This window comes from Achromobacter sp. D7-1 (genome assembly GCF_059760445.1).
This window is the reverse complement of record NZ_JCBAMT010000035.1, coordinates 42,240-61,986: the sequence shown is the minus strand read 5'-3', so window position 1 is coordinate 61,986 and position 19,747 is coordinate 42,240. Positions and strand designations below refer to the sequence as shown.

Genomic DNA, 19,747 nt, shown 5'->3' with positions numbered 1-19,747 from the left:
GCCGCAACTCGGTCAGTCTTTCTGACGGGCGCCCAGCTCGACGCCGGCCAGTTGCTCGGACAGGCGCGCGACGGCGGTGTGATCCTGGCCCTTGCCCAGCGTCTTGCCGGCCGAGGCCCACAGTTCGCGGCAGAGCGACGCGAACGGCGTGGGCGTGCCGGTATCGGTCGCGATGCCCAGCGCGATGCCCAGGTCCTTGACCATCAGGTCCAGGCCGAAGCCGGAATTGAACTGGCGCGACAGCACGAATTGCTTGAACTTCTTCTGGGTCGAATTGTTCATGCCGGTCGACGCATTGAGCACGTCGACGATGACGTTCGGATCCAGGCCGAACTGCTGCCCGATAAGCATGGCCTCGACCCCGATCAGGAAGCCGCCGGCCGACACCAGGTTGTTCAGCGCCTTCATGGCGTGGGCGCTGCCCACCTCACCCACGGGCGTGATCGTCGTGCCCATGCTCGACAGGGCCGGACGCACTCGCTCCAGCGTCGCCGCGGGTCCGCCGTACATGATGGCCAGCTCGCCCGTGTGGGCGCGCGGCACGCCGCCGGAAACCGGCGCGTCGACCATGACGCCCCCGGCGGCAGCCACCGCCTGCGCCAGGCGCTGTGTATGCGCCGGCACGCCGGAACTCATGTCCACGACGACAGCGCCCGGGCGCAAGCCCGCCAGCACGCCCTGCTCGCCGCCCAGCACCTGCTCGACGATCGCGCTGGTGGGCAGCATGGTGAAAATGATGTCGGACTGCGCCGCCAGTTCGGCGCAGGTGGCGGCGGCCTGGCCGCCCACTTCCTGGGCGAACTTCGCGGCCTGGCCCGGCACGGCGTCGAACACCGTGACCGCAAAGCCAGCCTGCACCAGGCGGGCCGCCATGGGCCAGCCCATGCTGCCGATGCCGATCAGGCCCACCCGCTCTTGCGGGGCGCTCATGCCTTGGACTCCTTGAAGGCGCCCTCTTCTTCCAGCACCTGGTTGGCGACCTTGAACGCGTCCAGCCCTGCAGGGATACCGCAGTAAACCGTGGCCTGCAGCAGGATCTCCTTGATCTCCTCGACCGTCACGCCATTGTTCAGCGCGCCCTTGACGTGCAGCTTGATCTCGGCCGGGCGGTTCAGCGCCGTCAGCATCGCCAGGTTGAGCATGCTGCGGGTCTTCTTTTCCAGCCCTGGACGGCCCCAGGTGTAGCCCCAGCACCACTCGGTGGTGATGTTCTGAAAGGCCATCATGAAGTCGTTGGCGCGGGCCAGGGAGCCGTCCACGTACTCGGTGCCCAGCACTTCGCGGCGCAGGTTCAGGCCTTGGTCGAACAGGGCCTGGGTTTCGGATTTGATGTCTGCCATGAGTTCCTCTTTGTGATGGGGTGACGGGCTGCGAGGTCAGCGGCCCATCGGATTTATTTTGTCTGATTGTCCGGCAATTTTCCTGAAATCGTCAATAGTCTGATTGTCAGACAATATTCTTGACTACAAAAAAAATCGGCACAATAATGCGCCGCATGCGCCGGGCCGGCGGCACGGTCTGCCGGCGGGATATATTGCGTCTTTTAAGGCGAGAGACAACCATGGCCAGCCAGACAGGCGCGGTATTCGAGAAACCCAGCACCCTGCGCATCCGCGTGGAAGAGTTCCTGCGCGCATCCATCATGGATGGCCGGATCAAGGGCGGGGAGCGTCTGCGCGAACAGGAGTTGTGCGATCAGCTCGGCATCAGCCGCAGTACCCTGCGCGAGGCGCTGCGCACACTGGAGGCCGAACGCCTGATTTCCATCGAACCGCATCGCGGCCCCACCGTGGTGCGCATCACCGAAAAGGCTGCCCGCGACCTGTACGCCCTGCGCGCCCTGCTGGAGGGCTACGCCGCGCATGAATTCGCGCGGCTGGCGGACGACGGCGACGTCGAGCGCCTGCGCAAAGCCGTGGAAGCCCTGCACCGCCAGGCCAAGGGCAGCAACAAGTCAGCCCTGCTGGCCGCCAAGCGCGAGTTCTACGACGTGCTGCTGAGCGGTTGCGACAACGATCTGGTCAAGGACATGCTGCCCGGACTGCTATCGCGCATCAACCTGCTGCGCGCCACGTCGTTCGCGCGCGCCGAGCGCCTGCCGGAAAGCATGGCCGAAATCGATCTGATCTACGAGCGCATCCAGGCTCGGGACCCGCAAGGCGCGCAAAGCGCCGCGCAGAGCCACATCGTGAACGCGGAACGCACCGCGCTCGAAGTGCTCAAGCGCCAGCAACAGGAGACTTCCGACAATGAAGACGATCGCCCGACAAGGAAGGGGCGGGGCAAGCCCGGCTCGGCAGGATAGCGGGTTCATCCTGTACGTCCTGCGCGCACCCGGAGCCATCGCATGACGCTGCCCCGCTACGAAGTCTATGCCCTGCGCTACGCCACGGTGGCGCGCCGGCGCGGCCAGAACTTCATCACGCCCCCAGACCCGCACGACGGCCCGATGCCGATGGACTATTTCGTCTGGGTCATCCGCCATGGCGCACGCGTCTATCTCGTCGACACCGGATTCAATGAAGAGGCGGCCCGGGCGCGCGGCCGCGAGTTCCTGCGCTGCCCGATAGACGCGCTGGAAAAGCTGGGCATCGCGCCCGCCGACATCCGCGACGTCATCGTTACGCATCTGCACTACGACCATGCGGGCAACATCCGCAAGCTGCCGCACGCCCGCCTGCACCTCCAGGAAAGCGAGCTGCACTATGCCTGCGGCTGCAATATGCGCTTCGACATGCTGCGCCACGCCTACGCGGTGGAAGACGTAGTCGACGTGGTGCGGGGCGTGTACGACAAGCGCGTGGCGTTCTACCACGGCCACGACGAGATCGCGCCGGGCCTGCAACTGCTGCACATCGGCGGCCACACGCGCGGGCTGCAGGCCGTGCGCGTGCACACGGCGCGCGGCTGGATGGTGCTGGCCTCGGACGCCAGCCACTACTACGACAACATGGGGCGGGACGCGCCGTTTCCCATCGTCGACAACGTTGCCGACATGCTGGCGGGCTACGAGATCCTGCTGAAGTTCGCGGAATCGCCGGACCATATCGTGCCGGGACACGATCCTCAGGTCAGGGCGCGGTATCCGGGCCTGGCTGGCATGGATACCGAAGTGGTCGCGCTGCATCTGGGTGGCGCCGGCAAGCATCCCTGAGCGCGATCGCCCCAGGCGCGGCTGCCGGACAAACTCACAAATCCAGCGGCCGCATCGCCTCGTCCACTTCTTCGGACGACAGGTCCTGCACGATCAGGACCATGGCGCCCGTCTGCCCCGCGCCTTCCGGCACGGTGACAGGCTCGGGCGTTGCAAATACGTGCCGCACTCCGTGCACCGCGCGCAAGGTGCCGTCCGTCCAGCGCAGCAAGCCTTTGGCGCGCAGCAGGCGGTCACCGATATGGCGCTGCATGTGCCGGGTCCAGCGCGCATAGTCTTCCCAACCCACCGGCCGGCTCTGCGGGAAGGCGTAGGACACGATGCCATAGCGCAGCACATGCGCCAGCGGCCCTGCGGCGAGCGGCGCCGCGGCCGTCAGCACGGCTGCGTCCAGATGCTCGGGCCGCAGTCCATCAAACAGCGCGGGCGCATCCTCATCCACGGTATCCGGCGACACCGCGCGGATGGGTGCGCTGGCGTTATAGCCGCGCAACGCAGACCGTAGCGCCTCTATGGCGGCCTCATCGGCCAGATCGGTCTTGGTCAGCGCAATTCGGTCGGCGATGGCGATTTGGGTGCTGGCTTCGCGATAGGCGTCCAGCGTCACCATGCCGTGCAGCGCGTCGGCCGTCGCCACCACGCCTCCGAAGCGATAATGCCGGGCGATCAGCGGATCCGCCGCCAGCGTGTTGATGACTGGGCAGGGATCCGCCAACCCGGACGTTTCGACCACCACCCGCGTAAAGGCGGGAATCTCCCCGCGCTGGCGCCGGTAATAGAGCGACTCCAGCGTGTCCTGCAGCGAACTGGTGGCCGCGCAGCACAGGCAGCCCGAATCCAGCAACACCACGTCGCTGTCGTCGGCGCGGCCCACCAGCATGTGGTCCAGGCCGATCTCGCCGAACTCGTTGATGATCACTGCCGTGTCGGCAAAGCGCGGGCTGCGCACCAGGCGCGACAGCAGCGTGGTCTTGCCGCTGCCCAGGAAGCCCGTCAGCAAATAGACCGGCAGCGGTCCGGCGGCAGTCACGGCCATGACGCGCGCTCCCTGTCGCGCTTCAGGCCTGGTCCGCGCCGGCAGGCGCGGGCAGGTTGCGCAGGTAGTCCTGCACCTCGCGCGACGGAATCACGTCGGCGTACTTGCAGTTCAGGTCGAACAGGCTCATGGCATGGCTGGCCTGGAAGCGGTCGAACGCCGCCTCTTCGGGAATGATGACCTTGAAGTTGTACGAATAGGCGTCCACCGTGGTGGCGCGCAGGCATCCCGACGAGGTGCAGCCCACCAGGATCAGCGTGTCCACGTCCAGGAAGTTCAGGTGGCTCATGAAGATGGTGCCGAAGAAGCAGGACGGCTTCTGTTTGGTGATGCGGATGTCCTGCGGCCGCGGCGCCAGCGGCTCCACGGTCTGGGTGGCGTGGGTATTGGCCAGCACGGTCTTTTCGCCGCCGCGATGGTTCTTGCCCACCTGCACGCCGCTGTCCAGCAAGTCGGCGCGGCGGCCGCTTTCGGTGTAGAAGACCGGAATGTTCTTGTCGCGCGCCAGCTCCAGCAGCGGCACGATATGCGCGACCGCGTCCCAGGCTTCTCGGCCGCAGTGGGTGCGGTACTGCTTCAGGCCTTCCAGGATGTCTTCGGGCGTGTCGCCGCAGAAGTTGTATTGCACGTCGATGATGAACAGGGCCGGCCGCTTGCCGAAGCCGCCGCGCTTGCCGTAACCGGCCTGCGCCAGCACCTGCTTGTCGCGCTCGGTCAGAAAGTCGTCCCAGATTCGCTTGGTTTCGCTCATGGTAATGCCTGCCAGAAAGAGAGTAGGTTCAGTTCAAAGACGCTTGAGATAGCGGCCGCCCGGGTTGCTGCGCGCGGCATCGGTGATGCGGCCGTCCAGCGCCACGGTGCGCCCGCGCACCAGGGTGCGCACGGGCCAGCCCTTCAGGGTCATGCCCTCGTAGGGCGAATAATCGGAATTGGATTCGAGCGTGGCGGGATCGACGGTGCGCTCCAGGTCCGGGTCCACCAGAACCAGGTCGGCGTCCTTGCCGATCTCGATGCTGCCCTTGCCCGGCATGCGATAAATGCGGGCAGAGTTTTCGGTGCAGACCTTCATCAGGGTTTCCAGCGGCACGCCGCGGCGGTGGTAGCCCTCGTGCAGCAGGATCGGCAGCATCAGGCCGGTGCCGGGGAAGCCGTTGCTGGCAGCCCAGATGTCCGTGTCCTTGGTGGCGCGCTTGCGCGGCACGTGATCGGTGCCGATGGTGGTGATGGAACCGTCCAGCACGCCTTCCCACATGGCGTCCACATCGCCTTGCCCGCGCACCGGCGGGTTGACCTTGGCATAGGTCCCGGCAGGCGATTCGTCGTTCAGGAACAGGTAGTGCGGGCAGGTCTCGACGTAGATGGGCGGCGCGTCCGGCGTGCGGCGGTGGCGCCGCGCCTCGTCCAGCGCTTCGCGGCTGCTCAGGTGCACGATGTTGACCGCGGCGCCGGTCTTGGCGGCGAAGTAGCAGACGCGGTGTACGTTTTCCGCTTCCAGGAAGTCCGGGCTCTGTTCGTTCCAGGCCTTCAGGTCGTCGCGGCCCGCGGCTCGCAGCGGGTCCCGCAGGACCGGAATCACTTCGACGTTTTCGCAGTGCACGCCCATGATCGCGCCGGGGATCGCGGCGGTGGCGCGCAGCGCCGAATACAGCAGGCCGTCGTCAATGTCGGTAAAGCCCTTGGACAGGCCCGCCGCGCCCTTGTACATCATGTAGAGCTTGTAGGAATTCACATTGAAGCGGCGCGAGATTTCCTCCAGCGTCTCCACATGCAGATTGCTGGTGATGCCGAAATGGAAGCCGAAATCCACGCAGCTTTGCGACAGGGCGCGGTCACGCACCTTGTCAAAGGATTCACGGATGTCCGCCGAGCGATGAAACGACAACACACTGGTGGTGCCGCCCAGCGCGGCGAAGCGCGACTCGGTTTCGAAGTCGGTCTCGGGCGAGCCAAAGCCGAAATGCACGTGCGGATCGATCAGTCCCGGCAGTACCCACAGCCCTTGGCAATCGATGGTCTCGCGAGCTTCCAGCGGCGTACCCGGCTCGGCAATGATGGCGATGCGGCCATCGATGACGCCAAGCACGCCTTCGGTCAGGCCCTGCTGAGGCAAAAACAGTCTTGCATTGGTGAGTAGCAGATCCAGCATGATGTCGTGTGTCCTGAGTGATGCGCGTTGTCAGCAATGGGCCGCATCCGCGGCCTCCGTGTCGTTCAAGAAGCCGTTGAGGACGCTGGCCGGGATGCCGCCTTCCGCCATGAGCTTGCGTTCGGCGTGCGTGAGGACCTGGGCGTAGGCATGGAAGACGATGCGGCGCTCGCCGTCCTCGGCGATGACGGTGATGGGCTCGCCCTGGAGCACACCCTTGGCCACGTTCTCGAAGCGCAGGCTTTCCGCGCCGGTCAAACCCAGTTGGCGCCAGCCCTCGTCCGCCACGAACGCCAGCGGTAGCACGCCCATGCCCACCAGATTGGCGCGATGGATGCGCTCGAAGGATTCCGCGATCACGGCGCGCACGCCCAGCAGCGCCGAGCCCTTGGCGGCCCAGTCGCGGCTGCTGCCCATGCCGTAGTCCTTGCCTCCCAGGATCACGCTGGCCTCGCCTGCGGCGCGATACGCTTGCGCCGCGTCGACCACCGCCATGCGCCGGCCGCTGGGGTAATGGCGGGTCACGCCGCCTTCCACGCCGGGCACCATGGCGTTCTTGATGCGGATGTTGGCGAAGGTGGCGCGAGTCATCACATGGTGATTGCAGCGGCGCGCTACATAGGTGTTGAAATCGCGCGGCGTCACGCCCTTGTCGATCAGGTACGCGCCGGCCGGGGTGTCCGCCGGGATCTCGCCGCTGGGCGAGATATGGTCGGTCGTCAGCGAATCGCCGAACGCGGCCAGCACGCGGCCGCGCGTCAGGCTGGCTTCCAGGTCGGCCAGCGCATCGCGGCCAGGCTCGGTCTTGAAGAAAGGCGGCTCGACCAGGTATTGCGATTCCGGATCCCAGGGGAAGCGCAGTCCCGAGGGCGCCTGCAGGTCGCGCCAGATGGCGCTGTCCAGGCTGGCCGGGTCATAGACCTCGGCGAACAACGCCGGGTCCGCGGCCAGCGGCAGCAAGGCTGCGATCTCCTCCTGGCTGGGCCAGACATCGCGCAGATAGATGGGTACGCCATCGGCGCCCGGACCCAGTGGCTCATGTTCGAAATCCACATCGATCCTGCCGGCCAGCGCATACAGCACCACCATTGCAGGAGAGCCTATGTAGTTGGCGCGCAGCAGCTTGTGGATGCGCCCTTCGAAATTGCGGTTGCCGGACAGCACCGCGGCCGCCACCAGGCCGCCTTCGGCGATGGCATCGGCCGCCGTGGCATCCAGCGGGCCGGACTTGCCGCCGCAGGTCGTGCAGCCATAGCCGATCACGTGGAAACCTTGCGCCTGCAAAGGCGCCAGCAGGCCGGCCGATTCCAGATAGCGCGTTACGGCGCGCGAACCCGGCGCCAGCGAACGCTTGACCCAGACAGGCGGTGTCAGGCCCAGCGCCAGCGCCTTTTGCGCGACCAGGCCGGCTGCCAGCATCACGCTGGGATTGGAGGTATTGGTGCAGGAAGTGATAGCCGCCAGCGCCACGGAGCCGTGGCCCAGGGAGGCGCGGCTGGGCGGGTGCGCGGTCGCCGCCTCCACGCCGAATCCGCCTTCGGCCAGCGACATGTTCAGACGACGGCGGAAGTCCGCCGCGACGTCGCCCACGTCCATGCGGTCCTGCGGCCGGCGCGGACCAGCCACGCTGGGGCGCGCCGCCGACAGGTCGATCTCTATCACCCGGCTATAGGCCGGTGCGGCTGCGCCGGCTTCGCGCCACAGGCTGTTGGCGCGCGCATAGGCTTCGATCAGCGCCAGCTGTTCCTCGCCCCGCCCGGTCATGCGGGCATAGTCCAGCGTGCGGGCGTCGATCGGGAAAAATCCGCAGGTGGCGCCGTACTCGGGCGCCATGTTGGCGATGGTGGCGCGTTCCGGCACGCCCAGCGCCTCTGCCGCGGGGCCGAAGAATTCGACCATGCAACCCACCACGCCCGCCGCGCGCAATTGCTGTGTGATCAGCAGGGCGGCGTCGGTGGTGAGCGCGGGCGCCTCGATGGCGCCGCGCAGCCGCACCCCCACTACCTCCGGAATCGGAAAGGTGTAGGCATGGCCCAGCAGTGCCGCCTCGGCGTCGATGCCGCCCACGCCCCAGCCCAGCACGCCCAAGGCGTTGACCATGGGGGTATGGGAGTCGCCGCCGATGACGAAATCGGGGTAGGCCCAGTCGCCATCCGGACGCGATTGGCGCGCGACCACCGGCGCCAGGTACTCCAGGTTGACCTGATGGATGATGCCGATGCCGGGCGTGATGACGCGCAGGCCCTGGTAGGCCTGCTGCGCCCACTTCAGGAACCGGTAGCGCTCGTCGTTGCGCTCGAATTCACGGCGCAGGTTGCGCTGCACCGCGCCCGCGTCGCCCCAATGGTCGACCTGCAGGGAGTGATCCACGATCAGGTCCACGGGAATCCGGGTGTCCACCCGCGCCGCATCCCCGCCCGCCTGAGCCACTGCGTCACGTAACGCCGCCAGGTCCTGCAGCACCGGCAGGCCGCTGGAATCGGGCAGGATCACCCGCGCCACATGCAGCGGCAAGTCGGCGCCGGGATGTTCGCGCCAATCCCAGAGCCTGCCGATTTCTTCTTCGGAAACGGCAGCGCCCCAGGCGCGGTGGCGCAGCAGGTTCTCCAGCAACACGCGGATGACATAGGGATACGCGGCGATGTCGCGGCCCGCCGCAAGGGCGGCAGCGGACAGGTCCGCGTAGCGCAGCGTCCTGCCGCAACAGGAGAAAGACTGGATCATGGCAGCGGTAATCGGGAAAATCTCAACTGGGTCCATCTTACGGCTTGCGAAACAATAGTGTCAACACTACAGCAGAGACACCGAGCAGAAAAAGACTCACCAAAAACAGTTCCGTGGAGTTCTGACGCAAGTGTAGATAGATTAATCCTCCACTCAGACTCAGGGATAACCCGTAAATTTCTCGGTAAAATAGACAAATTATCCGTATAGGCCAGGCAAACCAGGCCTGCATTCAAAACAATCCCAACTCCAAAAGAGTTGACACTTTTTAGATCTCTTTGATAGGCTGTCAACACTATGAACACCGTCACGACCTCCATCGCCATCAAGGAAGACGCCACCGGCCCGCTGGCCGACGTGGTCTTCGACCAGGTGCTGGATGCCATCTACCAAGGCCGGCTGGCCCCGGGCAGCGTCATCAATGAAGTCGCGCTGGCCCAGGAATTCGGCGTCAGCCGCGGTCCGGTGCGGGAGGCGGTGCGCCGCCTGCAAGGGATCCAGCTGATCACGCGCGAGCCCTATATCAAGGCGCGCGTGGTGACGCTATCGGCGGAGTCCGCGCTGGAACTGTTCCAGATGCGCATGGCGCTTGAAGGTGTGGCCTGCAACCTGGCCACCCGCCGCATGAGCGATGCGGAAATCGCGCAGTTGCTGGCCGAGTTGGAGCAGGATCGCCAGCGCCGCCTGGAGGCCGCCAATGGCGGCGCCGCGGCGCCGCGTGTCTTCGACTTCCATGAGCGCATCGTGCGCGCCAGCGGCAACAACCGCATCATCAACGCCCTTTGCGGCGACCTCTATCACCTGCTGCGCGTCTACCGCCGGCACTCCGGCACGGTGCTGGAGCGCAAGGACGACGCCTACGCCGAGCACTGGCAAATCCTTCGTGCAATCCGCGCGCGCGACGCCGAACTGGCTGAATCGCTGATGCGCTCGCACATCGAACGCGCGGCGCAACATCTTTTTGAACATCTGGCGGAAGGGGCGTCCGGCATCGCCGGGCACCCCGTCTCCGCTGCCTGACACTCTTTGGAGCAGTACGACATGAACAACCCGCGCCACCAGTTCCGGCAATTGCTGAAGAACGAACCCTTCATCGTCTCCCCCGGTGTGTACGATGGATACAGCATCCGCCTGGTCGAAGCCGCGGGTTTCAAGACCGCCTGCACCAGCGGCGCGGCCGTGTCGAACGCATTGCTGGGCATCGCCGATATCGGCGTGATGGGGCTGTCGGAAAACGTCACCCACTGCCGCCACCTGGCGCGCTCCGTCTCCATCCCCCTCACGGCCGACGCCGACACCGGCTATGGCAACCCCGTGAACGTCTATCACACGGTGCAGATGTTCGAGGAAGCCGGCGTCGCCGGCATCAACCTCGAAGACCAGGTCAGCCCCAAGCGCTGCGGCCACATGCCCGGCAAGGACGTGGTGAGCGAGGCGGAAATGGTCAAGAAGATCGAGGCCGCCTGCCTGGCGCGGCGCGACGATGACTTCGTCATCATCGCTCGCACCGACTCCCTCGCGATCGAAGGCATTGAAGGCGCGGTCAAGCGCGCCCGCGCCTATGCCCGCGCCGGCGCCGACATGCTGTTCCCCGACGCCGTGCGCACCGAAGACGACATCAAGCGCCTGGTGGACGCCGCCGGCATCCCGGTCAGCATCAATATGGGATTCGGCATCCGCAACCGCCCCACGACGCCCCTGATCCCCCTGCCGCGCCTGAAGGAAATCGGCGTCAAGCGCATCAGCCTGCCGCGCATGCTGCCGGCCGCCGCCATATATGGCATGCGACAGGCGCTGCAAGTGATGCAGGGCGTGATCGCCAGCGGTGAACCCGCCGACCGCCCCGACCTGCTGGTGGGCATCGAAGACATCATGCAGTTGATGGGCTACGAGCAGATGCGCGCCATGGAAAAGCGCCTGACGACGCTGGCCGACTGAGTACCTCGCCATGACTGAGCGGAATGCGCAGGCGCATTGCGTCCTGACGGGTTCATCGTCCGGCATCGGCCTGGCGTTGGCCGAACTGCTGCTGGCGTCCGGCTGGCGGGTGACGGGCGTGGACATCGCGCCTGCCGCCATCCTGGACCATGGGCAGTATCGCCATCTGCGTTGCGATCTGGCCGACGCCACCGCGCTGCGCGGCCTGTGCGCCCTGCTGGACGACTGCGCCCCGACCGCGCTGGCGCATTGCGCCGGCGTGGTGCGCACCGGCGGCGCGCTGGATACGCGCCCGGAAGACACGGAATTGCTGTGGCAGCTGCACGGGGCCGCGCCGATGGCGCTGGTCCGCGCGCTGGCGCCGCAACTGCCGGACGGCCGCGGCCGCATCGCACTGGTGTCCAGCCGCGCCGTGCTGGGACGCGCGCAGCGCCTGGCCTATGCCGCGACCAAGTCCGCGCAGATAGGCCTGGCGCGCAGCCTGGCGGCCGAACTCATCGGCCGCGGCATTACCGTCAACGTGATCGCGCCTGGCGCGGTCGATACCCCGATGCTGCACGACCCGCAGCGCGGCGCGCCGCCGCGGGTCGATCTGCCCCTGGGACGCCTGATCGAAGCGCGCGAAGTCGCCGCGGCCATCGCCTTCTTCCTGGGCGAGCAGGCCGGCGCCATCACCGGACAGACGCTTTATGTCTGCGGCGGCGCCTCGCTGGGAACGATGCCGCTATGACGACGACAGCCACACCCGCACTGGATGGCAAGACCGTGATCGTGACCGGCGCGGCCGGCGGACTGGGCCAGGCGATCGCCGCGCACTGCCTGCTTGCCGGCGCCCGCGTGGCCTTGCTGGACCGGGATCTGGAATCGCTCGCGCAATGCCGCCAGACACTGGGCGCGCCGGATGCCCGCGTGCTGACGCGCGTCTGCGACGTGACCGATGCGGACGCCACCCGCGACGCAATCGAACATGCCGCCGCGCACTGGGGCGCCATCCACGCTCTGGTGAACAACGCCGCCACCGTCACGCCGGGCAACAAGGTCGCGGACTTGACGCTGGAACATTGGCGACAGGCGCTGGACGTGAACCTGACCGGCGCGTGGCTGATGAGCAAGTACGCCATCCCTCACATGGCGCGGGCCGGCGGCGGCGTGGTGCTGAACATCGCGTCGCAGCTGGGCAGCGTGGCCGCGCCAGGCCGCGGCGCCTATGGCGCCAGCAAGGCCGGCCTGATCGCGCTGGCACGCGCCATCGCGGTGGACCATGCGGCCGACGGCATCCGCGGCCTGAGCCTTTCTCCAGGCGCGGTGCTCACCAGCCGGTTGGTCGCGCGCTACGGCAGCGCGCAAGCCGCCAGCGCCGCGCTGTCGGCCAAGTATCCCGCCGGACGCCTCGGCACCACCGACGAAATCGCGCAAACAGCAGTTTTCCTGATCAGCGATGCCGCCTCGTTCATCACGGGCGCGGACATACGCGCGGACGGCGGATACACGGCGCTATAGCGCGATCGCCGCCACCCACTTCACGCACGGCTTACATCACACTACAAGGGGCTTGAACCATGAAGTACTCGACTACCTCCCTAACGCACTCGCGGCCAACCACCCGCCGCACCATGCTGGCGCTACTCGCCGGCGCCATCGGGCTGGCCGCCGCCCCCACCTTTGCGCAGGGCACGGACAACTTCCCCACGCGCGCGGTCACCATCGTCGTGCCCTTCCCGGCCGGCGGCGCCACCGACATCACCGCGCGCCTGGTGGCCGAGGGGCTCTCCAAGAAGTGGGGGCAGCCGGTCGTGGTGGAAAACAAACCTGGCGCGGGCGGCAACGTCGGTTCGGAATACGTGGCGCGCGCCGCGCCCGACGGCTACACCCTGGTGCTGGGCGTGACCGGTTCGCACGGCATCAACACCTCGCTTTACAAGAACATGCGCTATGACCCGATCAAGGATTTCGAGGCCATCACGCAAGCCACGCTGTATCCCAACGCCATCATCGTCAACAACGACGTGCCGGCCAACAATCTGCAGGAACTCATCGCCCTGCTGAAGAAACCCGACGCCCATTACTCGTATGGCTCGGACGGCAACGGCACGGCCTCGCACCTGGGCATGGAACTGATCAAGAATCAGGGCAAGTTCGAAATCGCGCACATTCCTTACCGCGGCAGCTCGCCAATGGTGACCGACCTGCTGGGCGGCCAGATCCAGGTGGGCATCACGGGCCTGCCCGCCGTCCAGGCGTATGCCAAGAGCGGCAAGCTGAAGATCGTGGCGCTGACCACGGGCGAGCGCTTTGCCAGCGCGCCCGACTACCCCACGGTGGCCGAACAGGGCTTCCCCGGCTATGCCGCGCCGCCCTGGTCGGGCTTCTTCGCCCCCAAGGGCACGCCCAAGCCGCTGGTGGAGAAAATCTCGGCCGACATGCGCGAAGTCATGGCCGATCCGAAGACCAAGGAGAAGATCGTCGCCTCCGGCAGCGAGTTCACGCCGTCCACGCCTGCACAGTTCCAGGCTTTCGTGCAGCAGGAAATCGCGAAGTGGGCCGAGGCCGTCAAGATCTCCGGCGCGCGCATCGACTGACACGCGCAGCCGGAGCGCCAGCCCCGCAGGCGCGGGGCTGGCGCGATCCACGTCAGTTGTACCGGAACGTGGCGGTCAGCATCGCCGAACGGCCCGGTGCGACGTAGCTGAACAGACCCACGTGCGAGGCCTCGTAGATGGTCTCGTCGGTCAGGTTGTTCAGGTTCAGTTGCAGACCGAAGTTCTTGTTGAACTGATAGGCCGCCATCGCGTCATAGCGCCAGTAGGAAGGCAGCTGGTAGACGTTGGCGTCGTCGACGTAGCGCTTGCCGGTGAAGGTTGCGCCGGCGCCCACCGTCAGCTCGGGCAGGAACTTGTAGGTCGTCCACAGGCTGGCGCTCTGGCGGGCGATGAACTTCATCTGATTGCCGCTGAAGTCGCTGCCGCCGCTCTGGTAGCTGGTGACCTTCGGATCCATGTAGCTATAGCCGCCCCAGACCTGCCACTTGGGCGTGATGGAACCCGCCACGCCCAGTTCGATGCCGCGCACGCGGTTGCTGCCGGACAGCGTCACGTCGCCGGTGATGGGATCGGAGCTGCGCGCATCGGTCTTGCGGGTTTCGAACACTGCCGCGGTCAGCGACAGGCGCTCGTCGAACACATCCCACTTGGTGCCCAGTTCGATGCTGCGGCTCTTCTCGGGCGCCAGCGCCGCGGTGCCTGCGGTCAAGCGGCCGCCTGCCGCGCCGTCCGCGCCGCCGGACTGGCCTGCCGTTTCGCCGGACGGATTGGACGAGGTGCCGTAGGACACGTAGATGCTGCCGTTGGGCGCCGGCTTGTAGACCAGGCCCAACTGGTAGTTCCACATATTGTCGGTACGCTCGACATTGCCGCTGGTCACGCGGTAGTTGTCATAGCGCAGGCCGGCGTTGGCTTCCCACTGCTCGCTGAACTTGACCGTGTCGAACACGTAGGCCGCGCGCGTGATGGTCTTGGCGGCGTCGTAGCGCGGCCCCCAGCTCAGGCTGCCGGTATACGGCTGGCGGGGATTCGGGTTGTACAGATCGTCCACCAGGGTCTTGTCGAAGCCGCCCGACGGCACGCCATCGCGCTTGCTGATGGTTTCCGTGCTGAACTCCAGGCCGGCCACATAGCTGTGGCGCAGCCCGCCGGCGGTGAACTCGCCGAACATGTCGGTCTGGTTGATGAAGGAGCGGTTGGTCTGGTTCAGGCTGCGCAGAGCCTTGCTCATCTGCACGCCATCCGCTTCGTTCGAGCAGGGCGCCACGCCATAGGCGGGGTTGGGCCTGCCGCCCACGCGCGCCGCGCAGTTGTCGAAGGACGGGCGCGTCATCACGTATTCGTTGGTGGATTCGCTATAGCGCGTGCCGTTGCGCAGCTTCAGCTTGTCGCTGAACTTGTGCTCGACCATCAGGGTGGTCATGTCGGCCTGGTTCTTGCGGTAGTCGCGGCCGATCAAGCCGTAATAGTTGTCGCGGTCCACCTTGGGCGGAGTGACGCGGTCGGGGCGCGATTCGTTCTTGAACGGAATGCCCAGATCGGGCGTGTCGTCGTTCTGCAAGTGGTAGTAGCTGAGCGTGACTTGCGTCGGCGTGCCCAGGCCCCACGAGAACGAGGGCGCCACGCCCCAACGGTCGGTTTCGACGTGGTTGCGGCCCGGAATGTCACCGCCCTGCTTCATGAAATTCAGGCGGAACGCCGAGCTTTCGCCCAGGGCCCAATTGCCGTCACCCGTCAGGCGCCAGTTGTCGTCGGTGCCGACGCCGACCGTGCCTTCCGCGAAGTTCTCCAGCTTGGGGCTCTTGCTGACCAGGTTGATGCTGCCGCCGGTCGACCCGCGGCCGGAATACGCGGAGCTCGGCCCCTTCAGGATCTCGACCGACTCCAGATTGAAGGTCTCGTGCGAGAAACGTCCCAGGTCGCGCATGCCGTCGACCATCATGTCGGTGCTGGCTTCATAGCCACGCACGAAGGGCCGGTCGCCGGTGGGCGTGCCGCCTTCGCCGGCGCCAAAGGTAATGCCCGGCGCGGTGCGCAGCACGTCCATCAGCGAGGTGGCGGCCCGGTCGCGCATCAGCTGTTCGGTGATCACCGTGACCGACCTCGGCGTATCCAGCAAGGGCGCCGTCATCTTGGGAGAGGAGGCGATGTTGGCCTCGTAGCCGTCACTGACCGCCTGCCCTTGCACGTGGACGGGCGACAACTGATGCACTGCGCCTGGCGCCTGGCTGCCCTGGGCCAGGACCAGGCCCGGCGACATCAGCGCGCCGCACATTGCTGCATAAATGGAGGCCGAAGGGTTGCCACCGGCCTTGGCATGGGCCGTCGATCTATCTGCTTTGCTCATTGGACTCTTTCAGGAACCGCCCCGCGGCGGGTGCGCCATGCGCGCTCTTGGTTTTATAAGATCGCCAATGATATTCATTCCTATTTTTACATTCAACAAACAGTCAGCTTTTATTCAGAAAAATGTCAATTTCATGGAATTTAGTGGCCAAGGCAGCCGCAAAAGCGGCGTAATAACAACATTCCAGCACGAAAACTGCTTTCAGCACGCAGCCATCGCCGCGCATCCGCTGGCTTCAGACGGCAAAAAGCCCCTTTCCCGATGGGCAACCATCGGAACAAGGGGCTGGACAGTCGGACGCAGCGTCCGGCTACAGCGAGTAGCGGTATTCGCAGTTCAGCGTGGCCTTCAGCGGGGTATCCGTCTGCGCCCCCGACATCGTGCGCGGCCGCGCGGAGGTCAGCTTGGCCTGAAACTTGCCGGTGACGTCGCCGTTCTCGCGCTTCTTTACCGCGACGCTGGACGGCAGGGCGTACAGCGTCAATGGCAGGTCCCGGGTCGCCACCACCAGGGTGAACACCGACTGCGGGAAGTCTTCCGCCACGTAGCTATCATTCTTGCTCGAATTGAACGACAAGCCGCCGTCGGCATAACGCAACTTCAAGTCCAGCTCCTCCGAAGACGGCGAAGGAATCGAGCCTTCCAGCGCGACCTTGCCGCTATCCGAGACACAGCGCAGCTCCGCCGGCGCCGATCCCGCATAGGCCGCGCCCACCAGCAACCAGCCAGACAACAACCAGATTCCGCGCACTGCCATGAAACTCTCCTTGGTGGCGGCTCGGTCCAGAGCCGAGGCGCAATATTAGACCGCGCGGCCGGGCGCTGGTGCGACATGGGCTAGCATGGAGGGGCTGTCCCTCGGAAGGAGCTTGCCATGCCATCAATGAGACAACTCGGCCGCGCGGCCGTGCTTGCCGCGCTGCTGCCCTGCGCGGCCTACGCTGAAACCGTCGTGCTGCAGGTGGCGCGGGCCACCGCCGGGGCCGACCCGCAAACCTCCGCCAGGACGGTGGATGTCGAACTCAAGCCCGAAAGCCGCCAGGCCCTGGCCGACTTCACGCGAGACCGCGTGGGCAAGCGCATCCAGCTGCGCTCAGGCGGCGTGCTGCTGTCCTCGGCCACGCTGCAGAGTCCGCTGGAAGGCGACAGCTTCCGCATCACCGCGGGCGAACACGGCTTCGCCGGCAAGTCCGCCGAAGAGATCGCCCAGAGCATCATGAAAAGCGGCGGACTGACGGTGGACGACGAAAACACCGCCAAATAGACGCGCCTCAAGCCTGAGACGCGCGCAACTCCAGCGTGGCGGTCAGCACGGTCTGTCCCGGACGCGACGCCACTTCGAGCGCGCCCCCTACCCTGGCGATACGGGCGTGCATGCTGCGCATGCCCACGCTGATGCCGGCCCGCAGCACTGCGGCCACGTCAAAGCCGACGCCGTCATCCTCGATGCGCAGCTCCAGGAGGTCGGATTCAGACTGCCGCAGTTCCAGCTCCACGCGGCGGGCACGGCTGTGCTTGAGCATATTCACCAGCGACTCCTCCACCAGCCGCGTCAGCGCCATGCATTGCAGGGCGCTGGGCGGCGTACGCCATAGTTCGGGCACTCGCCAGTTGGCGCTGATGTCCAGCTCGTCGAACAGCTGCATGAAGCGGTGGCGCAAGGGCGCGATCCATTCCCGCGGCGTGGCCGGCACCTTGACGCCCGCGCTGGAGCCGCTGTCTATGGTCTGGCGCAGGTCATCGCGCAGCAACTTGAGCATCGACAGAAATTGCTGGCTCTGCAAGGGTTCATTGGCCTGCTCCACCATGGCCATCATGCGGACCAGGGAGCCGCCCAGACCGTCATGCAGATCGTGCGCAATCTGCAGCCTGTCCTGCAGCCGGGCGTTCGCCAGCGCCAGGCCGTGCTCGCGCTCCAGCGTCGTGGCAAGTTCGGTGCGCGCCTGCTCGATACCATCGGCCAGTTCCTGGTTGAAGCGCTCAATGCGGCGCACACTGCGCGCATGGCGCAACCCCAGCACCGCGGACATGCACAGCGTGACCACGACGCTGGTGAACGGCGTGTATGAACTCTGACTGCCGGAGAGCTTCAACAGCCGCAGCAGATCATGGACGCTGGCGGCAAGAAAGATCAGCAGGCACACGGCCAGCATGCCGTGCTCCGGCCGGCGGGTCCGCCACGCATGCACTTGGAACTGCAGGCAATTGGCGAAGAAAATCGCCGACACGATCAGCACGACCGCCAACTGCACCTCGGCCAGATACACCTGCGGCGTGAATGCTTCGAGCCCCAGCAATACGACTGCCAGCGTCCACAGCGCCTTTTCGATGCGCGGCAACGACTGCCCACCGAAGCGCCACGTAAAGATGCAAAAACACACCACGTACAGCACCAGGACCACGATGTTGGCCCGGGCCAGCATCATGCTGTTCGGGAACGGCCAGGGGCTGGTCATCAGCACATTGGCGATGAACAGCACCCAGAACAAGGCCATGAGCGCGTACCAGCCATAGGTGCGCTGCTCGCGGCGCATGAGCCAGATGCAGAAGCACAGTCCACCCATGACGGCCGAAACGATCAGGTTGAGCGTGAACAGGGTGCGATTGCTCCACCACAGGTCTTCGTACTGTTGCAATACCGACGATTGCCCGCCCAGATAGACCGGCCCCAGGCCCGGCGACTGTCCTGCCACGCCGACCACCCGGACCCATAACGTGTTTTCGCCAGGATGCACCAGCGCGTCGGGAATCAGCCAGTAGCGCGGCATGTTCCAGCTACGCGACAGCGGCTCGGTCAGCTGCGGATCGCTCCAGATCCGTTCGTCGTTGATATAGACCTCGCCCGCCATGACGACCGACTCCAGCGCCAACGCGACCTGCCCGTCCGCAGCGCCTGCGCAATCGCGCCGCCAGCCTATTCGATACCAGGCCGTGCCGCTGTATCCCGGCCAGCGGGCGCTCCAGTCATCGGGCAGCGCGACCGTCTGCCACTGCGCCGAATCGGGCCTGCGGCCGTCGTTGCCGCCCTGCGCGACCTGTATCGACAGCACCTGCGCCGTGCAGGCGCCAGCGGGTTCCTGGGCCCATGCCGGCGCCAGCCACAGCGCCAGCCACAGGACGGCAAGCCACTTCAATCGAGCAAGCCGCGCGTGCGCGCCGCGTGTATGGCCCGAGTCCGCGAAGAAACGGCGAGCTTGCGATAGATGTGCTTGACGTGGCATTCGACGGTATAGCGCGACAGGTGCAGTTCCTCGGCGATCTCGCGGTTGCCCAGCCCCTCGGAGACCAGGCGCAAGATCTGGCTTTCGCGCGGGCTCAGGGTTTCGCCCGAATCAGCGGACTCGGCCGGGTCGCCCGCTGCCGCATCGGACGGCTCTGTCCGCCTGGGGCGCAGCTCTTCGATGATGCGACGGGCCACGAAGGGATCGATCGGCGCCCCGCCGCGCAGCACGCTGCGGATCGACAGGGACACCTCCAGGTCGTCACGCTCCTTGAGCACATAGCCCGTGGCGCCCGCGCGCAACGCGGCAAGGATTGCGTCCTCCGTGCTCCATGCCGAAATCACCAGGATCGCCAGGCTGGGATCTTCCGCGTGCATCTCGGCGATCAGGTCCGTGCCGTTGCCGTCAGGCAGGCCCAGATCGACCAGCGCCAGCGCGAACGGCTGGCTGGCAAGGCGCTCGCGCGCCTGCGCCAGCGTCGCGGCGTACACCAGCGCCTCCGGCGCATAGCCCAGCTGCAGCAACAGGCCTTCCAGCCGGCGGCAGATCAGGGGTTCGTCCTCCACCAGCAGCACCGGGGCAGGCAGGGTCGACTCGGAAGCAAGCATGTGAGCGGTCATCGGATGAGAGCGGGCGGAATT

Annotated in this window: 18 protein-coding genes; 8 read left to right on the top strand and 10 right to left on the bottom strand. The window is 66.2% G+C overall.

What is annotated here, in order from left to right:
- Window positions 1-12: 12 nt before the first annotated feature.
- Both AC6LKD_RS16695 and AC6LKD_RS16690 read right to left on the bottom strand, forming a co-directional pair.
- Window positions 13-930: an NAD(P)-dependent oxidoreductase gene (locus AC6LKD_RS16695; RefSeq protein WP_498116866.1), complete on the bottom strand. Its 918-nt coding sequence runs from the start codon at window positions 928-930 to the stop codon at window positions 13-15.
- Window positions 927-1,340, bottom strand: coding sequence for a carboxymuconolactone decarboxylase family protein (locus tag AC6LKD_RS16690; RefSeq protein ID WP_013396590.1), 414 nt, complete (start codon window positions 1,338-1,340; stop codon window positions 927-929). The genes AC6LKD_RS16695 and AC6LKD_RS16690 overlap by 4 nt, the downstream gene beginning before the upstream one ends.
- Before the next feature lie 221 nt (window positions 1,341-1,561).
- Here AC6LKD_RS16690 and AC6LKD_RS16685 point away from each other — a divergent pair, with 221 nt between their 5' ends.
- Window positions 1,562-2,305, top strand: coding sequence for a GntR family transcriptional regulator (locus tag AC6LKD_RS16685; RefSeq protein ID WP_498116864.1), 744 nt, complete (start codon window positions 1,562-1,564; stop codon window positions 2,303-2,305).
- Window positions 2,306-2,347: 42 nt separating this feature from the next.
- Window positions 2,348-3,154 carry an N-acyl homoserine lactonase family protein gene (locus AC6LKD_RS16680; RefSeq protein ID WP_498116863.1) on the top strand — a complete coding sequence of 269 codons (807 nt, stop codon included), beginning with the start codon at window positions 2,348-2,350 and terminating at the stop codon, window positions 3,152-3,154.
- 34 nt (window positions 3,155-3,188) lie between these two features.
- On the opposite strand, the gene AC6LKD_RS16675 is transcribed toward AC6LKD_RS16680, so the two are convergent.
- From AC6LKD_RS16675 to acnA, 4 genes are read right to left on the bottom strand one after another with little or no spacing between them, the layout of a single operon-like run.
- Window positions 3,189-4,190 (bottom strand): CobW family GTP-binding protein, encoded by a 1,002-nt coding sequence (locus AC6LKD_RS16675; RefSeq protein WP_492274041.1) that lies wholly within the window; start codon window positions 4,188-4,190, stop codon window positions 3,189-3,191.
- Between the two features lie 22 nt (window positions 4,191-4,212).
- On the bottom strand, window positions 4,213-4,941 hold the full coding sequence (locus AC6LKD_RS16670) for an isochorismatase family protein (RefSeq protein WP_013396600.1): 729 nt from the start codon (window positions 4,939-4,941) through the stop codon (window positions 4,213-4,215).
- Between the two features lie 33 nt (window positions 4,942-4,974).
- Window positions 4,975-6,336, bottom strand: a complete 1,362-nt coding sequence (locus AC6LKD_RS16665) for a dihydroorotase (protein WP_013396601.1) — start codon at window positions 6,334-6,336, stop codon at window positions 4,975-4,977.
- Between the two features lie 30 nt (window positions 6,337-6,366).
- Window positions 6,367-9,060 (bottom strand): aconitate hydratase AcnA, encoded by a 2,694-nt coding sequence (acnA, locus tag AC6LKD_RS16660; protein ID WP_498116861.1) that lies wholly within the window; start codon window positions 9,058-9,060, stop codon window positions 6,367-6,369.
- Window positions 9,061-9,357: 297 nt separating this feature from the next.
- Between acnA and AC6LKD_RS16655 the strand changes: the two genes are divergently transcribed.
- From AC6LKD_RS16655 to AC6LKD_RS16635, 5 genes are read left to right on the top strand one after another with little or no spacing between them, the layout of a single operon-like run.
- On the top strand, window positions 9,358-10,080 hold the full coding sequence (locus AC6LKD_RS16655; RefSeq protein ID WP_498116860.1) for a GntR family transcriptional regulator: 723 nt from the start codon (window positions 9,358-9,360) through the stop codon (window positions 10,078-10,080).
- 21 nt (window positions 10,081-10,101) lie between these two features.
- Window positions 10,102-10,998: an isocitrate lyase/PEP mutase family protein gene (locus AC6LKD_RS16650; protein WP_498116859.1), complete on the top strand. Its 897-nt coding sequence runs from the start codon at window positions 10,102-10,104 to the stop codon at window positions 10,996-10,998.
- Window positions 10,999-11,008: 10 nt separating this feature from the next.
- Window positions 11,009-11,728 (top strand): SDR family NAD(P)-dependent oxidoreductase, encoded by a 720-nt coding sequence (locus AC6LKD_RS16645; RefSeq protein ID WP_013396605.1) that lies wholly within the window; start codon window positions 11,009-11,011, stop codon window positions 11,726-11,728.
- The gene (locus AC6LKD_RS16640; protein WP_498116857.1) at window positions 11,725-12,498 is read left to right on the top strand and encodes an SDR family NAD(P)-dependent oxidoreductase; all 774 of its coding nucleotides are present in this window, start codon (window positions 11,725-11,727) and stop codon (window positions 12,496-12,498) included. The genes AC6LKD_RS16645 and AC6LKD_RS16640 overlap by 4 nt, the downstream gene beginning before the upstream one ends.
- 59 nt (window positions 12,499-12,557) lie before the next feature.
- Window positions 12,558-13,577, top strand: a complete 1,020-nt coding sequence (locus tag AC6LKD_RS16635) for a Bug family tripartite tricarboxylate transporter substrate binding protein (RefSeq protein WP_498116856.1) — start codon at window positions 12,558-12,560, stop codon at window positions 13,575-13,577.
- A gap of 52 nt (window positions 13,578-13,629) precedes the next feature.
- Here AC6LKD_RS16635 and AC6LKD_RS16630 read toward each other — a convergent pair whose 3' ends face one another.
- Together AC6LKD_RS16630 and AC6LKD_RS16625 are read right to left on the bottom strand one after the other, a co-directional pair.
- Window positions 13,630-15,885, bottom strand: coding sequence for a TonB-dependent receptor (locus AC6LKD_RS16630; RefSeq protein ID WP_498116855.1), 2,256 nt, complete (start codon window positions 15,883-15,885; stop codon window positions 13,630-13,632).
- Between the two features lie 310 nt (window positions 15,886-16,195).
- On the bottom strand, window positions 16,196-16,642 hold the full coding sequence (locus AC6LKD_RS16625; RefSeq protein WP_013396609.1) for a hypothetical protein: 447 nt from the start codon (window positions 16,640-16,642) through the stop codon (window positions 16,196-16,198).
- 117 nt (window positions 16,643-16,759) lie between these two features.
- On the opposite strand from AC6LKD_RS16625, the gene AC6LKD_RS16620 reads away from it, so the two are divergent.
- A complete protein-coding gene (locus tag AC6LKD_RS16620; RefSeq protein ID WP_013396610.1) occupies window positions 16,760-17,149 on the top strand; it encodes a SecDF P1 head subdomain-containing protein in 390 nt (129 codons plus the stop codon).
- Between the two features lie 7 nt (window positions 17,150-17,156).
- Here AC6LKD_RS16620 and AC6LKD_RS16615 read toward each other — a convergent pair whose 3' ends face one another.
- On the bottom strand, window positions 17,157-19,019 hold the full coding sequence (locus AC6LKD_RS16615) for a sensor histidine kinase (RefSeq protein ID WP_498116853.1): 1,863 nt from the start codon (window positions 19,017-19,019) through the stop codon (window positions 17,157-17,159).
- A complete protein-coding gene (locus AC6LKD_RS16610) occupies window positions 19,016-19,726 on the bottom strand; it encodes a LuxR C-terminal-related transcriptional regulator (protein WP_498116851.1) in 711 nt (236 codons plus the stop codon). Before AC6LKD_RS16610 ends, AC6LKD_RS16615 begins: the two co-directional genes overlap by 4 nt.
- Window positions 19,727-19,747 lie beyond the last annotated feature (21 nt).